Below are 14,293 nucleotides of genomic sequence, written 5' to 3' on the forward strand. Positions count from 1 at the left end.
TGTCGGTGGTGTGTGGTGGGATGGCCGGACTCTGCTGTCCTGACCTGCTGGGAGACCGCGTTGATGCCCGTGTACTCGTCTCTGACTCACGCCCTGGCTGCAGCCTTGGTTGATGTCCTGTGGTTCATCGAGGGCAGTGATGACGAGCAGATGGATCCGGACGATGCCGTCAAGGTCCTGGAGGGTGTCGCCCACCTGGTCAGCCAGCTGTCGAGCGACCAACGGAACGAACTGATCGGTCTGCTCGGGACGATGGCTGAAGCCGAGTCTGACCCCGCGCGGCGGGAGTTCCTGGAAGGGTTTCCGGAAGGCTTCAGCCTCGTTGATGATGCGGTCTGACCTGCGCATCACGAGTAGAGCAAGACGCGCTTGCGGAGAAGACGAAAGCCGGCCCGGCCGAACATCTGGCGTTTGAGCATCTTGATCCGGTTAACGTGGCCTTCGACGACCCCGGAACTCCAGGGCAGGGTGAGGCCGGCGACGACTGCATCGCGGTCACGGTCGATGCCTGCGGCGAGCGTATGGAGGCCGGGGAGGTCATCTTGCCGGACGGCGTCAAGCCACTGCGGCAGCCGTTCGCCCTGGCGCTCGGTGAGCATCTGCCCGAAGGGGCGGACGTGGCCAGTGAGGGCGTCCAGTTCAGGGCAGTGGACCAGAACGGCCTTGAGCCGAAGGTGCTCCGTCTCGGTGAGGTTCTCCGGCCGACGGAGGATCCATCCGGCGACGACCCGGGGTGACGGTGGCCGAGCCGTGACGGGGCCTGGCGAGAGCCGCTTCTCCCGGAAATAGGCGCGGACCCGCTGGTAGCTGCCCTGATAGCCGAGCGGCGCGATCTCCTCCCATACCATCCAGGCGTTCGTGCAGCCTTGGTTCCAGCGGTCATCCAGGTAGGGCTTGAAGGCGTCGAGTTTGGATGGCCGGCCCTGCCACTGCCCCTGGAACAGTTCCTCCGGGGTGGCTGCGTCAGCGAGGAGCTTGACGGTGCGGGAGGTTATCCGGAGTTGGCGGCGGATCGCCCTCCGGCTGAGCCCGGCGGCGAGCAGTTCGTGGACGGTGGCGTGGTTGGCACGGGTGCGGTCAGCGAAGCGGTGTCCCCTCGGCCAGGGCGAGCCGGAGGGGTCTTCGAACTTCTCCGGCTCGGGGGCAGGCTGGGCTGGATCTGGCGCCAGAACCTGCAGGCATCCGCGGTGGTCTGCGACGCACCGCTCTGCAGCCTCGCTCAGGTTGTGCCAAAGATGCCACCGGTCCGCGACCTGCACCGCCTGCGGCGCCCCAGCCGTGGCACCTTCGGCGAAGAACGGTGCCCGATCGCGGCAGACCACCTCCACCCCGGGCCGTTTCGCGAGCCAAGCCGCGAGGCTGGACGCCTCACGGTCGGGCAGCAGGTCCACTGGACGCCGACTTTCGACGTCGACCAGGACAGTCCCGTAGTGACGCCCTTTGCGGGTCGCATACTCATCGACACCGACCACCCGCGGGGCTGGAACTTCGGGGTCAGGTAACGCTTCGACCAGCCGCAGCACAGTGCTGCGGTTCACGGACACGCCGAATACGCGCGCCAGGCGAGCACCAGCCCGACCGGCAAGCGCGAGGCCGACCGCGGCCAGTGTCGACCGCAGGCGCTCGGTCCGCCGGCCGTACCGACGGGTCAAGCCTGGCAGCTGTTCCGCGAAGGTCCGTCGCCCGCACGAAATGACCGGGCAGAGGAACCTGCGGACGCGTAAACAAAGAGCGACCCGTCCGCCTCCGCTGGGCACATCAGCTGGAAACCGCAGGTAGGAGCTGTGAATCCGCCGTGACCAGATCCCGCATCCGGGACAGACGGCCCCGGGTACCGTGCTTCGGGCCTCTATACGTACCGCCTCGTCGTTCACGGTCACGGACAGCACCGCCACGTCGGCGATCGACGGGAACAGCAACTCCTCCAGTCGGAGCACCATTTCTTCCACGGGCCGAACTGCCAGCTACACCGCACCCGGTACGGGCCAGTTCCGGGCAAACTTCCCCAGGGCCCACTCGCCCCACAACCGTCACGCAGCGTGCATGCTCCACCGGAAAGTGAGCCAGAACCCGAACCCGGGTTCTGGCTCAGGTTCTGTGGACTGGCCACGCTGAGTCACGGATCGGCGGGCGGCCACGAACGGGCACGGTGGAGAACATCAGCCCGGAACCGGAGCTCAGCTTGGGTGGGGCTGCCTCAGCCGGGGCGACCTGATATGAGTTGATCATGAATGCTGAAACTCTTGCCCCGATGGAACGCCTACTCGCAGAGCGGGCTTGCGAGCGGCTGGTCGTCGAGTTCGTCCACCGGCTCGACCTCGGGGACCCGGGCTCGGTGGCGGAGCTCTTCACACAGGACGGCATCTGGGAATGGCCCGCCGGCGACCGCCGCATCGCGGGTCACGACGCCCTGCGCACCTACTTCGGCAACCGGCCCGCAGACCGACTCTCACGCCGCATATGCACCAACATCCTGGTCAACGTGACCTCTGCGGACACCGCCTCCGCCGCCACCTACTTCACCACGTACCGGGTCGACGGCTACAGCGAGGGCCTCATACCGCCGCGGCCCCCGGTTCAGGTGGGTCACTACGAAGACACCTTCCGCAAGGTGGACGACACCTGGCTGCTCACCACGCGGACTCTCTTCCTCTCCTTTGCCGGTCCCACCGAACGCCTCGACGGGCCCGGCCAGTCATGATCACGGCTCCCAGCCGACCGAGAGTCCTGCGTCACGGGGAGTGACACTCCACAGAAGTTGCGCCAGAACCCGAGTTGGGAGGCACCCGCCGCTGAGCCGATGGGTACATGTACTGGGGTGCCCAGACTCCAGTGGCCGAGCATCGTGGAACGTGCTGCCGAGATCGTCACCAGTTACCGCCAGGTCGGTGGCTGCACGCTTCGCCAGGCGTTCTGCCCACGGTTTGAGGCTGTCTCAGCGAACGGGTAATCGCGTCGCTGAAGTTTCCCCGTGATCTTGGACACTCGTTCGTTATGCCGCGAGGGCGTGTTGATGTCGCTGTCTGGTCTCGGCCGGTGTGAGGTAGCCGAAGATCTTGTGCTTGCGCAGGCGGCGGCGGTTGTAGAAGGTCTCGATGAAGGTGAAGACCTCGGCGCGGGCGGTGGCCCGGTCGGGCCAGGTCCGGGTTCCGATCTCTTCCTTGAGCAGGGCCCAGAAACTCTCCGCTGCGGCGTTGTCGAAACACGATCCGGTACGTCCGCAATTCTGTCGTAGCCCCAACTGGTCTATTCGGTCGTGGGATTGAGCTGAGATGTACTCGCTGCCGCGATCGCTGTGGATCACGCATCCGGGCTCCAGACCGCCTCGGCCATGGGCCATGTCGAGGGCGTCGACGACGAGCTCGGCCGGTGGTGGTCGGCCATGGCGTAGCCGACGATCTCGCGGGTGGCCAGGTCGAGCCAGCAGGCGAGGTAGAGCCAGCCCTCGGCCGTCGGGAGGTAGGTGATGGCGCCGACCAGCCGGGTGCCGGGGCGCTCGGCGTGGAAGTCGCGGCCGATCAGGTCCGGGGCCGGCTTCGCCTTCACATCCGGCCGGGTCAGCGAGCGCCGCTTGCGGCGGGTGACGCCGCGGATGTCGCGCTCGCGCATGACGCGGGCGATGCGCTTGCGGTTCACCTGGTGCCCCAGACGCCGTAGTTCGGCATGGATGCGCGGGACGCCGTAGGTGTGACGGGAGGCGATGTGGATCACGGTGATCTCGTGCACGAGTGCGTCGTCGGCCGCTTGGCGGGCCCGGCGGGCGGCCTCGCCCTCGCGCCAGGCGTAGTAGGAGGAGCGGGTCACGTGCAGCACCCGACACAACAGGACGACCGGGTAGTTCGCCTTCTCCGCGTGGATCAACCGGTACAACACGGTCACCGGTCGCTCTCCTTCACGAATAAGGCCGTCGCTCTTTTCAGGATCTCGATCGTCTGCTGCTGTTCGCGGTTCTCCTTGCGCAGCCGCCACAGTTCCTCGCGCTCGGCGCTGGTCAGCTCGTCCGGGGCGCCCTCGCCCCGGTCGGCCTTGGCCCGGCGGTACCAGCCGCGCAGGGACTCGGAGCTGATGCCGAGTTCCCGGGCGACGGCCGTGACCGTCTTGCCCGAGGAGTCGACGAGCGCGATCGCGTCCCGCTTGAACTCCTCGGTGTACCGCTTCGTGTACTTGCTTCCCACCTGGTGCTACTTCCTCTGGAACCTCAAGCCCCAGTCTCCAGGTGTCCACGATCAAGGGGAAGCTTCAAAGCGGCTGCCGTCGCCGAACTCGGACACTCCGGTGCGCTCGAAGTTGGCGATCGACCGGCTGGTCGCTCGTCGGGGCATCCACCTGCGGGAGAAGACGCTGTGGCGGATGCTCTACGAGACGTGCGCCCGCTCGGAGGAGGTCTTGGAGGTCAACATCGAGGACTTGGACCTGGCCAGCCGCCGCTGCCCGGTGAAGGCGAAGGGCGCCCAGCCCAAGGTCCGCCGCCGCGGCGGCACCCGCAAGGACTACAGGCTGGAGACAGTCTACTGGGACGCCGGTACCGCCCGGCTGCTGCCCCGGCTGCTCAAGGGCCGCACCCGCGGGCCCGTGTTCGTCACCCACCGCCGTCCCGGCCCCGGCAAGATCGTCAGCCCGCGCGACGTCTGCCCGGACACCGGGCGCGCCCGCCTCTCTTACGGGCAGGCCCGCGCCCTGCTGGACGATGCAGACCGCAGTGCGCGGGCCGGGCACGGGCTGGGACCTGCACGAGTACCGCCATTCCGGCCTGACCCATCTCGGTGAGGCCGGGGCCAGCCTGCTGATGCTGATGGCGAAGTCACGGCACAAGAAGACGGAGAACGTCCGCCGCTACTTCAAGCCGTCCCCGGAGGCAATCGCCAAGGTCACGAGCCTGCTCGCGCCCGGCAACAGCAGGCGCTGAAGTCCGCTCGGCCTGTCCCGGAGTCGTATTCGCTCGGGCGCATGCGGCTCACCGGAGCACGACCGTGACGCCGCACCGTTCGAGGAGCCGCACGATGTCCTCGAAGTAGGAGAGTCCGTCCTCCGGACCCTCCACCACGTCCGCCAGCGCGCGGCGCGCGATCTCGGAGTCGTGCCAGGTCAAGGTGAACGGCGGGGCCACTCCGAATCCACCGCCCAGGCAGTCCTTGAATGCGTTCCACTCCCGGCCGAAGTAGCGGCCGGGCCCGAGTAGGGCCTCGGCGATCGCGCAGTGCAGCCCGGGAACGTCCGTGACGAACCGGCCGTCGAGGTGGTAGTCGCCGCCGGAGTGGTCCGGCTGGGGCGCGGGCACCCGCCAGGCACGGGTGGTGAGGTCCAGCCATGCGGCCCTGCCCTGCGAGTCGTACGGCGCCCACAGGTTGGACTCTGCCGGCGGGCCTTGATACCACTCTGCCCAGATCGGGCGGGCCGCCGGCGATGGCCGGTCGTCGCCGCCATCGGTGAGGGTGATGTCGACGAGCGTGCCGCCGAGCACGGACGGTCGCGCTCCGGTGATGGCCAGGCCCACGGTGCGGGAGGCCATCACGGCACCCTGACGATCCAGCACCAGGAGGTAGGCCCAGTCCCGCTCCGACCGACGGGGCCGCCGCAGCGCCGCGAGCAGGGGCTCCGAAGGCTCGCAGCCGATCAGCTCCATCGGAACAGGGGCCGGGTCCGCTCGCGGTTTGAACAGGCCGTCCACGGAGGAGCACTGCCCTGCCCTTGCCGCAGCGACTGTCGTTCCTGCGAAGAGCTCGAAGCGCGGCGCCGCAGGCGGTTCGAAGAAGGTCTCCTCGTTTCTGACGCCAGCGCCGAGCACGATGTCGTACCGCGCCGGATCGGCCGAATGGGGCTGATGGGCCACCACGACCGCATCGACGAGAGTCCACCACTGCACGGGCTTCTCGTCGTCCCAGACCTCGACGCACACGTCGCCCAGACCTCGTAGCGAGGCATCGGGCTCAGCCAGGACCTCGCTCAGGAGGCCATCGGGTCGGCATCCACGGAGGGTGAGGACCTCCCGCGGGGGCGGGACCGGGTCGGCGAACAGTCCTTCGACGCCCGCGCACCTCGCCCAGAGCTGTTCCACGCCGTCTTCGTCCTCCTGAACCAGGAGGTACTTCACCGGGAAGCCCCGGTTCCACGTGGCGTGATCTGCGATGCGCACCCAACCCCCGAACATGTGAGCAACCTTCGCGCCAACGATACGGACCCGCCTGGCCCACGGAAGACGGAGGACAGCTACTCGTCCTCGGTCACGTCTTGTTGGCGGCGCTCAGATCGCGCAGGGGACGCAAGCCGCCGGGCAGTTCCGGCAGCTGGAACGAGTACCGGCCGAGCATGTTGACGTGGTGCCGCACGAATGGGGAGAGCCGGGCGACGTCCTCGTCACGGACGTCGAAGCCGTCGGCGCGGAGCTGGGCGATGGCGGCGTCCATGTACCGGGTGTTGAAGAGCACCAACGCGTTGAGGACCAGGCCGAGCGCGCCGATCTGGTCTTATCCGAACTAGCCCAGCTCGGTGGCAGGTCCGCTTGCGAGCCGTCGTTCACCACGGAAAGTAGTCGTGAGGAAGTTGGGTGGACGGGTTCCGTCGGGCGTGTCGTGCATGTCGTCCGCGCGCGCTCTGCGGTCTTACTGGGAGAACGCGTAGGTCCGGACGGGGTCGAGGTGCAGTTCGAAGGGCCCGAAACAGTCGGCCGCGAGGGTCGCGACCGGAGCGCCGCAGGGGCAGGCCCGGTTGAGTCTCTCGTCGCCTGTCGGTCCGCAGCACCCACTGCTGTTATCCCAGTTGGGCAGTGGCTGAAGGCTGGCGGCGTCATCAGGGTGCACCAGCACTGTGTGTCGGCTGCCGGCCGAGATGACGAAGCCTTCGTCGCGGCAGACCACAGGTCCGCGCGACTGAGCTGGCTTCGGGTCCCCCTGATCGTCCTGCACGACGTAGGGCGGTCCCCAGGGCTCGGGATCGATCGCGTAGTGGCCCCGCGGAACAGTGGAAGGCGCCCGGCGTGTCTCCTTGTCCCGGTCGCGCTCGTCGTCGGAGACCTCAGGGACGGCGGCAAGCTCGGTGAGCTCCGGCGTGATCGCGGTGCCGCACTTGGAACAGAGGAAGACGGTCATCCCCTCGTTGTAGTGCTCAGGACTACCCCTTCGCATCTTCGTTTCGCTGCTCGGAGTCGATGCGGGCGACGACGCCACGGAGATCGGGCATGCCCAGGTGGACGGTGGTGTGCCGGGCCGCGAGGTCGCGCATGGCGGCGAGCTTCTGCTCGGCGGCGGCGAGGCTGGCCTCGATCGCGGCGATCTCGCCGAGCCATCCCTGGTCCTTGGCCTCCTGGAGCCGGTCGAGCAGGTTCTCGTGGATCTCCTCCAAGCGGGGCATCTGCTCCGGATCGGGCCGCAGGACAGGGCAGCGGATGCAGGCGTGTTCGTGAACGCAGGGGGTGCCGAAGTCGCGTGCGCAGACGCCGAGGGCGACCTTCCGCAGCTCGAAGTGGGCCAGGAAGTCCTGCCACTCCTGCTCGGTGGGCTCGCGGTACTCCTCCCCGGGTCGCAGCGCCCGGCGGCGGGCGATGAAGGACCGGTGGTGGTTGATGACGTCCTCGGGATAGATCGCGGCATAGCCGAGGGTCGTGTCGACCGTCCGGTGACCGCAGATCCGGGCGGCGATGTGCGGGGGGCAGGCCGGAGCGGAGGGCGTCGGTCACGAAGATTCTTCGGAAGTCGTGGGGCGTGTATCGCAGCTGCTCGTTGCCGGGCCCGGTCAGCCCGCTCGCGGCGAGGGCGTCGTTGAGGCAGGTGTAGATGTAGTTGCGCGGGATGGCCCGGTCCTCCGGGCCGCAGCGGCGCTGGAAGAGGAACGGCATCGGTGCACTCCAGAGCCGTTCCAGACTGTCGTAGGCGGAGACCAGGGGCATGGCCTGCTGCCCGCGCCGAACGCGATGAATGATCGCAGTGAGCACCTCGCCGAGCTCTGGTGAGACCAGCAGCAGCCGCTCCTGGTCGAGCTTGGACGGGGCGACCTGGAGCATGGGGACGATCTCGCCGGTGGTGGGCAGCTGGTAGGCGACGAAGCTGTGGTGGGTGAGTTCGAGTGCTTCCTCGATGCGCATGCCGGTGTGGCGAAGGACTTCGACGATGGCCCAGGCCCAGAAGGCGCGTTCCTCCTCCACGGTCAGGTCCCGGCGCCGGCCGGTGGCGGGGTCGTCGGCGTAGACACGGGAGGACGCTCCGGCACGGCGGAGGAGGTTCTCGCCCGCCGGAGTGGTGAATGGGGCTCCGGCCGGGGTCTCCCGCCCGGTGGCGAGACAGGTCTGGGCGTCCTTGAGCTGGCGCTCGACGGCTTTGACCAGGGCCGGGAGTGCGGGCAGTAGGGTGCGGGTTCGTTGGTCCATGGCCGCCTTGCGGCGGGCGCGGTTCTTGCTGTGGTCGGTGTCGCTGTCGCGGACCGGGCAGGGCGCGACCCACGGGCCCCAGCGTGTCGGTTCGTCGGCGGCCCAGCGGGCGAGGTCCTGGTAGAACGTGCGGACCCAGCTGAACACGGTGTGTGCGTTGACCCGCGGCCGGATGGGGGTGCCGTGCCGGTCATGGACCATGCGGACGCGTTCCCGCCAGGCGGTGACGGTGTCGGCGTCCAGCCGCAGCGAGTCGATGCCCGGGTGGTGTTTCTCCAGGTCGCGCCAGAACAGTCCGGCCAGGGTGCGGGCCATGTCCTCCAGCGTGGTGTAGTCGACGTCCACCGCGCGCTCGGTGAGGTAGTCGACCAGGAGGTCGCGTATCGCGGTGCAGGTGATGTCCTGTCGGTCGACCAGGGCCGCCGGTGTCAGCTGCCCCGGCAGCATCACCGTCTTCAGCCGTGCCGGGGCGTCGGGGCCGAAGACGCCGACGCCCGCGAGGAGCGCGTAGAAGAGGTGCTTGCCGTGGTAGCCGTTGGTCTGATGCTCGCCGATGGCGTGCTGCAACTCGACGCAGTCGCCGATGGTGACGTCGTGGACGGTGCCGCCCTTGCGGGTCACGATCCAGGTGACGCGGTTGAGCGCGTTGTTGCAGTCGTTGGCTCCCGCGTGGCCGGTGGCCGTGTACTGGTCCTTGAGCGCCGCGAAGCCGTCGGGATCGGTAACGCTGCGGATGTGCGCCAGCAGTTGTGAGGGGCGCTGCCGCAGCAGCCATCGGTAGGCGGGGCGTACGACTTGTCCGCCCAGCAGCGGGATCATGCCGCAGCACAGATCGGCCCGGTCATACTTGCGCGCCCGCTGGTGCTCGGCGAGCCACTGCATCGGCAGCCGCGTCCACTCTCGGCCGGCGTCCTCGGCTCCGCTGGCCACCCAGCGCTCCTGCCAGGTGCGGCCGGGCTGGTCTTCCAGCCAGTCCAGCAGCTTGACGAGGCCACGCTGCCGTGAGCGCTGATTGGCGTCGCTGTCCGCGGTGAACGGCAGCGCGAGTGTGCGCTCCAGCACCTGCTCGCGCGGTTCCTCCGTCTGCCACCAGGTCGTCGGCGGTTCGCGTTTCTCCTGGCCGGGAGGCAAGGGGGCGTGACGGACGGGGGCGGAGGGCCGGGCAGTCACGGTCGCGGTGGTCATGCCGGGCCTCCGCCGAGGGCGGCCGCGCCGAGCAGCGTCTGGAGAACCTCGGAACGGTAGCCCGGGCCGGGCATCACCGGTTTGACGGGCTCCGCGGCCTGCCGGGCGTGGTGGGCCAGCACGTGCGTGACGACCTCGTCCTCGGCGGGTTCGAGGTACTGCTCGGTGGTGCTGATGTGGAGATGCCCGAGGACCCATTGGACGTCGGTAAGCGAGAGCTTGGGGTCGCGCACCATGCGTTTGGCCGCGCTGTGCCGCAGGTCATGAAGCGTCCAGTTCGCTCCCAGGGTCTCGTTGGCCCGGGTGAACACCATGCGGGCCGCGTCGTAGCTCAACGGCCTGATCGGGCGCCGTAGGGTCCACCACAGCGGCTCCTCCGGCCCATCGAGGGCCTGCGGGCGGACCTGCTGCTGGTAGAGCCGCAACCAGACGAACGCGTCGCTGGAGGCGGGGATCCATTGCAGGGCCCGGGAGCCCTTGCGGATGACGCCGATCGTCTGGTCACCGGGGCTGACCCGGTCGCGGCTGACGCCGAGGAGTTCCGAAGCGCGCGGGCCGGCCGAGATGTAGAAGGCGACCAGCGCGCGGTCGCGGTGCGAGGGCAGGACTGCGAACAGTTCGTTGAATGCCTGGTCGGGGATGCCGCGCGGGGTTCGCCGGGGTTCCTTCGGCTGGTAGGGAGCCCGGCGGGCAGGGCGTTTGAAGGCGTGCATCGGGTTGTGGTGGGCGTTGAGGTGCTCCTCCTCGGCCCGCTTGGTCTTCGGGAACGGGTTGAGCAGCGGCCGTCCGTACATGTCGCGGTGGTACTCGTAGAAGCTGCGGACCACCGCCCGCGCGTGCCTCCGGGTGCGTGCCGCGTAGTTCTCGCCCGCGTACCGCTTGCCGGTCACCGGGTTGACCGACCCGGGCGCCGGGGCGTCCGGCCGCCGGGGCCGCGGCGGCTTTTTGACCATCTTCAGCCACAGTGCGAAGTCTCGGGCCTCCGCCCGGCCGGCTCGGTCCCACGGCACGTCGACAGCCCACAGGAACCGGAACCAGGCCAGCAGCGCGTACGCGTACGAGCGGAGCGAGGCCGGGCTGTCGTCGTCGGCGAGCATGTCGAGCAGGAACTCGCTGACCGCCGCCACCTCGATCCCGTCCCGGTCGAGCAGCCGGTACGGCAGCGACGGATCGCCGGTCTCCTCCACTCGGCCGACCCTCCCCACCGTGAGCGCTGTGACGTACCGTAACTGCGTGCCCTCTTGCACCTGAGCCTCCACGAGCTGCTGTGGTCTCCAACAGCTCGTGATGACAGCACATCGGGAAGGTGGCGTGGCACGGCCTCGGGGGCAAGCTGACCAGCCTGGTGCGAGGTCCCGTCACCGTGCGTCGATCTCCGAGGGCTCGTCGGTTCACACCCCGGTAGTTCGGTCAACAAATCCTCCTGGCCTTCGCGGTACGCCTGGTGGATGGTGCCGCGCTTGCCGTGGCACACGTCGCGGGCCAGCTTGTGGCGGGACTCCTGCACGGTGAGCTGCCGGTTCATCTGCCGCCGGTAGGTGTCGTCCACCGGGTCGACCACGCGCAGCAGGTGCTCGGTCTTGGCGATCCGCCCGTACTCCGCGAACGCCGCCCCGAGCGGGGTCGGACGGCCGTCGCGTCCGAACATACGCAGCAGGTCGTAGGCGCGGACCTGATTGGTGACCAGGGAGCCAGCGACCTTCAGCATGTCCGGCCAGTGCGTGATTACCTTGTTCAGGTTCACGCGGTTGCGGGCCAGGTCCTCCACCACGCCGTAGGTGCCGGTCTCGACACCGGGCATCGTGGCCCGCCAGAACCGCTGGTCGTCCAGGTCCCGGAACCGCGGGCTGAAGTTGTATCCGAGGATCTTGAACAGGCCGAACACCATGTCGGAGTACGAGGCGTTGTCGGTCGCCACCATCTCCGGCTTCACGCCGCCGTCCAGGTTCAGCAGCGCGTCCAGGATGTGCAGGGAGTCGCGCGGGGTGCCGGGGACGACCATCTGCCCGATGCCCGCGACCTGGTCGTTGACGGCGTTGAGCCAGGTGATGCCCCGCTTGAACCCGAAGTACTTCGGCGACGGGGCGGCGTTGATGGTGCGCACCGGCACCTGGAAGCGCAGCCCGTCCACGGAGGCGAGCAGCCCGTCGCCCCAGTAACGCACGATCGGGATGTCGGCCTGGGCGGCGATGAGCCGCGCGTTCGCCGCGGCGATTGTGTCGGCGCGCAGGTAGTACTGGTCGACGTGCACGAGCCGGGCCCGGGTCAGTGCCTCATAGCCGGGGTTGACCACCGGGGCCAGGCCGATGTTGCACGCCTCGGACACCAGCAGCGCGACCACCGAGGTGGGCAGGTCCTTCATCCGTGTGGTGCCGTCGCCGAGGTGGACGAAGGCGTCGAGGAACCCGGTCCAGGCGTTCACCTCGAACAGCAGGTCCGGCAGGTCGATCTTCGGGAGCATCTTCTCGACCCGCTTGCGCAGCCAGGTCAGGGACTTCGGCTCGCCGAGTGCGCCGAGCTTGTCGACGTTCAGCTTCACCCGCCCGTCGTCCTGCACCTCGATGGAGACCTTCGCCGCCGGCCCCGCTTCCTGAAGGCGTTCGGCGAGCTGCTTCCATCCGGTGTCCAGGCCCCGCACCAGCTCCGCCAGGTGCTCCTCCACGGGCATGTCTAGGCTCAGGGCCGCCAGGACGTCCTCCTCGACCGCGTCCCAGTCGGGCCCGTCCAGCAGGCGAGCACGCGGGTTGGACCAGCGGTGCGAGGGCGAGGCGAAGACGTCGCGGTTGTTCAAGGCCCGGTGCAGCTGCTCCAGCACGCACACCACGTACGCGTCCCGGTCGACCGCGCCCTGCGGCAGGTCTGGGTTGGCGTACACCGCCTTGCGCCACGCGGGCGGCACGAGCTTGTCGTCCACCTCGCGCGGCAGCAGCGGCTTGATGCCCACCTTCCGCCGGGCCAGCGCCGGAAGGCCGCGCACCCCGGCCAGGACCCGCTTGCCCGCGCTCGCCGCGTCCAGTGCCTTGGACTCGCCCAGCAACGCGAGGAACGGGCGCACCGTGGCGTACCGGTTCGTGAGCGCGGCCCGCATGGCGACCTCGGCCGAGTTTTCGTCCTCGGGCACGAGCGAGACCACCGTGGCCGCCGCGGTCATCACGGCGGCGCGCGGGGCGACCTCTTCCACCGCCGCCCACAGCGCGACCACGTCCAGGTCCGCCTTCTGCTCCTCGACCAGCTCCAGTTCCTCAAACAGCACCTTCGCCGCCCGCGCGAGCACCCGTGACGCCTTCTCCAGCTGCGGCAGCGTCGACAGCCGCTCCTTCTCCGTCTTGCGCTTAGCCGTGTTCAGCAGGCGGGTGGCCATCAGGACCTGGAACAGGTCCAGGGCCTCGTCGATGGCCTTCGCCTCCAGGTGCCGCATCACCGCGGTGAGCATCGCCGTGCGCTTCGGCTCCGCCGCCCGCTCCAGCAGCGGCGCCTTCGACCCCAACGCATACCGGGCCAACACCGCCATCCGGTTCGGCGGGATCTGCGACAGCCTCAGCCGCCCGAGCCGGTACGCGCCGATCTCGTCCACCCGCTTTAGCGCGCGGGCGAACGCCGTCCCGGTCGTCCGCGTCGGCGGCCGGCGCAGCCGCTCCAGCTCCGAGAACCGCGAGCCCTCCGGCGTCTTCAGCGTCGCCACCAGATCCCCGGGCAGCGCCGGGTCCGCGCGACGGGCGGCGCCCGCGACGGTGGCGTGCAGCCGCTTCTCCGCGACCGTCCGCGCCTCCGCCACCTGCCGAGCCAGCACGGATACCCCAGGCAGCAGGACCCGGTGACGGCGCAGCCAGCCCACCGCGTGGTCGAACAGCGCCTTCGGGCCCTCGGCGTGCGTCCACGCCCGCCCGTGCAGGAATGTACGGAACCGCCGGCCCCACTTGGTGTCCTCGTAGGGGTGGTAGCTGTAGGCGTCCCGGATCTCCCACGCGTGGTCGTACAGCGTCTGGCGCCGCTCCGTGTACCGCTTGACCACCGACGGGTCCTCGATGCCGAGCTGCACGGCCAGGTGCTCGATCACTGGCCACGGCACCGCGAGCGGGTCCTCCAGGAACAGGCCGACGTACCGCACCGTGCACATTTGGAGCGCGAATCCGAGCCGGTGATGCTCCGTCCGCCGCAGGGCGATCAGGTCCCGGTCCACGTCGTCCAGAAAGAAGAACCGCTCCAGCTCGGGCCTCGTCGGCTCCTCGGCGAACGTCCCGTACGCCTCGGCCTGCTCATCGCTCAGAAATTCCACCGGCACGAGCCGGACCGTAGCCAGCCCCGAACCGGGCCCGGAGGCGTTTCACCGAACCCCAGCGGCGAAGTGGATCACTGCGCTAGGCGGCCATGATCGTTCTCACCGATAACCGCTGTACCGATGTTCCCCGAGGCCGGTCACCCAGCAGCAGACCCGCTACCTGCGGGCCCACTGGCCGGCGCTGGCCTGGTGGCTCGCCCGGACCTACCCCGAGCACTACGGGCCCAACGCCAAGTCCTTCGAGCAGCAGCTCGACGAGTACCGCGCCGAACAGCACCTGTCGGCCCCGAAGACCCGGACATGGCCACACTCGGCGAACGCCTCGCCGCTTCCCTGCGGCCGCCCAGGAAGCCGAACTCCCCGGGCCCCTCCTGGCCGCCTCGCCATGAGGATCGCCGTTCACTCGGTAAACAACACTGTGGACGGGCTGAGAGCACGGGCAGACGAAAGGGGACTCCGCTTGGAGGCCC

10 protein-coding genes and 3 pseudogenes are annotated in these 14,293 nt (G+C 69.1%); 3 read left to right on the forward strand and 10 right to left on the reverse strand.

The window, feature by feature from the left end:
* Window positions 1-63 precede the first annotated feature (63 nt).
* Window positions 64-339: a hypothetical protein gene (locus C0216_RS33025; RefSeq protein WP_114059513.1), complete on the forward strand. Its 276-nt coding sequence runs from the start codon at window positions 64-66 to the stop codon at window positions 337-339.
* Between the two features lie 8 nt (window positions 340-347).
* Here the strand turns inward: C0216_RS33025 and C0216_RS33030 are convergent, their stop codons facing one another.
* A complete protein-coding gene (locus C0216_RS33030; protein ID WP_216827153.1) occupies window positions 348-1,949 on the reverse strand; it encodes an ISL3 family transposase in 1,602 nt (533 codons plus the stop codon).
* Window positions 1,950-2,227: 278 nt separating this feature from the next.
* Between C0216_RS33030 and C0216_RS33035 the strand changes: the two genes are divergently transcribed.
* Window positions 2,228-2,701 carry a nuclear transport factor 2 family protein gene (locus C0216_RS33035; RefSeq protein WP_114059445.1) on the forward strand — a complete coding sequence of 158 codons (474 nt, stop codon included), beginning with the start codon at window positions 2,228-2,230 and terminating at the stop codon, window positions 2,699-2,701.
* A gap of 291 nt (window positions 2,702-2,992) precedes the next feature.
* Here C0216_RS33035 and C0216_RS33040 read toward each other — a convergent pair whose 3' ends face one another.
* The 3 genes from C0216_RS33040 to C0216_RS33050 are packed head-to-tail and all read right to left on the reverse strand — an operon-like array spanning window position 2,993 to window position 4,175.
* Window positions 2,993-3,304 (reverse strand): integrase core domain-containing protein, encoded by a 312-nt coding sequence (locus C0216_RS33040; RefSeq protein ID WP_162793394.1) that lies wholly within the window; start codon window positions 3,302-3,304, stop codon window positions 2,993-2,995.
* Window positions 3,301-3,879, reverse strand: coding sequence for an IS3 family transposase (locus C0216_RS33045; protein ID WP_162793395.1), 579 nt, complete (start codon window positions 3,877-3,879; stop codon window positions 3,301-3,303). Before C0216_RS33045 ends, C0216_RS33040 begins: the two co-directional genes overlap by 4 nt.
* Complete coding sequence (locus tag C0216_RS33050; RefSeq protein WP_114059447.1) at window positions 3,876-4,175, reverse strand: transposase; 300 nt, start codon at window positions 4,173-4,175, stop codon at window positions 3,876-3,878. Before C0216_RS33050 ends, C0216_RS33045 begins: the two co-directional genes overlap by 4 nt.
* Before the next feature lie 64 nt (window positions 4,176-4,239).
* Between C0216_RS33050 and C0216_RS33055 the strand changes: the two are divergent.
* Window positions 4,240-4,906 (forward strand): annotated as a pseudogene (locus C0216_RS33055) (site-specific integrase); the annotation flags it as partial.
* A gap of 48 nt (window positions 4,907-4,954) precedes the next feature.
* On the opposite strand, the gene C0216_RS33060 reads toward C0216_RS33055, so the two are convergent.
* The 6 genes and pseudogenes from C0216_RS33060 to C0216_RS33085 form a co-directional block, all read right to left on the reverse strand.
* The gene (locus C0216_RS33060; protein WP_246043032.1) at window positions 4,955-6,133 is read right to left on the reverse strand and encodes a barstar family protein; all 1,179 of its coding nucleotides are present in this window, start codon (window positions 6,131-6,133) and stop codon (window positions 4,955-4,957) included.
* A gap of 88 nt (window positions 6,134-6,221) precedes the next feature.
* Window positions 6,222-6,464, reverse strand: a pseudogene (locus C0216_RS33065) (Tn3 family transposase); the annotation flags it as partial.
* A gap of 135 nt (window positions 6,465-6,599) precedes the next feature.
* Window positions 6,600-7,085: a hypothetical protein gene (locus C0216_RS33070; protein WP_114059448.1), complete on the reverse strand. Its 486-nt coding sequence runs from the start codon at window positions 7,083-7,085 to the stop codon at window positions 6,600-6,602.
* Complete coding sequence (locus C0216_RS34890; protein WP_246043034.1) at window positions 7,082-9,544, reverse strand: tyrosine-type recombinase/integrase; 2,463 nt, start codon at window positions 9,542-9,544, stop codon at window positions 7,082-7,084. Before C0216_RS34890 ends, C0216_RS33070 begins: the two co-directional genes overlap by 4 nt.
* On the reverse strand, window positions 9,541-10,731 hold the full coding sequence (locus C0216_RS33080) for a tyrosine-type recombinase/integrase (RefSeq protein WP_246043035.1): 1,191 nt from the start codon (window positions 10,729-10,731) through the stop codon (window positions 9,541-9,543). Before C0216_RS33080 ends, C0216_RS34890 begins: the two co-directional genes overlap by 4 nt.
* A 215-nt stretch (window positions 10,732-10,946) precedes the next feature.
* Window positions 10,947-13,826 (reverse strand): annotated as a pseudogene (locus C0216_RS33085) (Tn3 family transposase); the annotation flags it as partial.
* Window positions 13,827-14,293 lie beyond the last annotated feature (467 nt).

Source organism: Streptomyces globosus (genome assembly GCF_003325375.1).
Lineage (GTDB): Bacteria > Actinomycetota > Actinomycetes > Streptomycetales > Streptomycetaceae > Streptomyces > Streptomyces globosus_A.

Coding starts and splice junctions, on each gene's coding strand:
- C0216_RS33025 (WP_114059513.1), top strand. CDS start 64: ATGCCCGTGTACTCGTCTCTGACTCACGCCCTGGCTGCAGCCTTGGTT.
- C0216_RS33035 (WP_114059445.1), top strand. CDS start 2,228: ATGAATGCTGAAACTCTTGCCCCGATGGAACGCCTACTCGCAGAGCGG.
- C0216_RS33070 (WP_114059448.1), bottom strand. CDS start 7,085: ATGACCGTCTTCCTCTGTTCCAAGTGCGGCACCGCGATCACGCCGGAG.
- C0216_RS34890 (WP_246043034.1), bottom strand. CDS start 9,544: ATGACCACCGCGACCGTGACTGCCCGGCCCTCCGCCCCCGTCCGTCAC.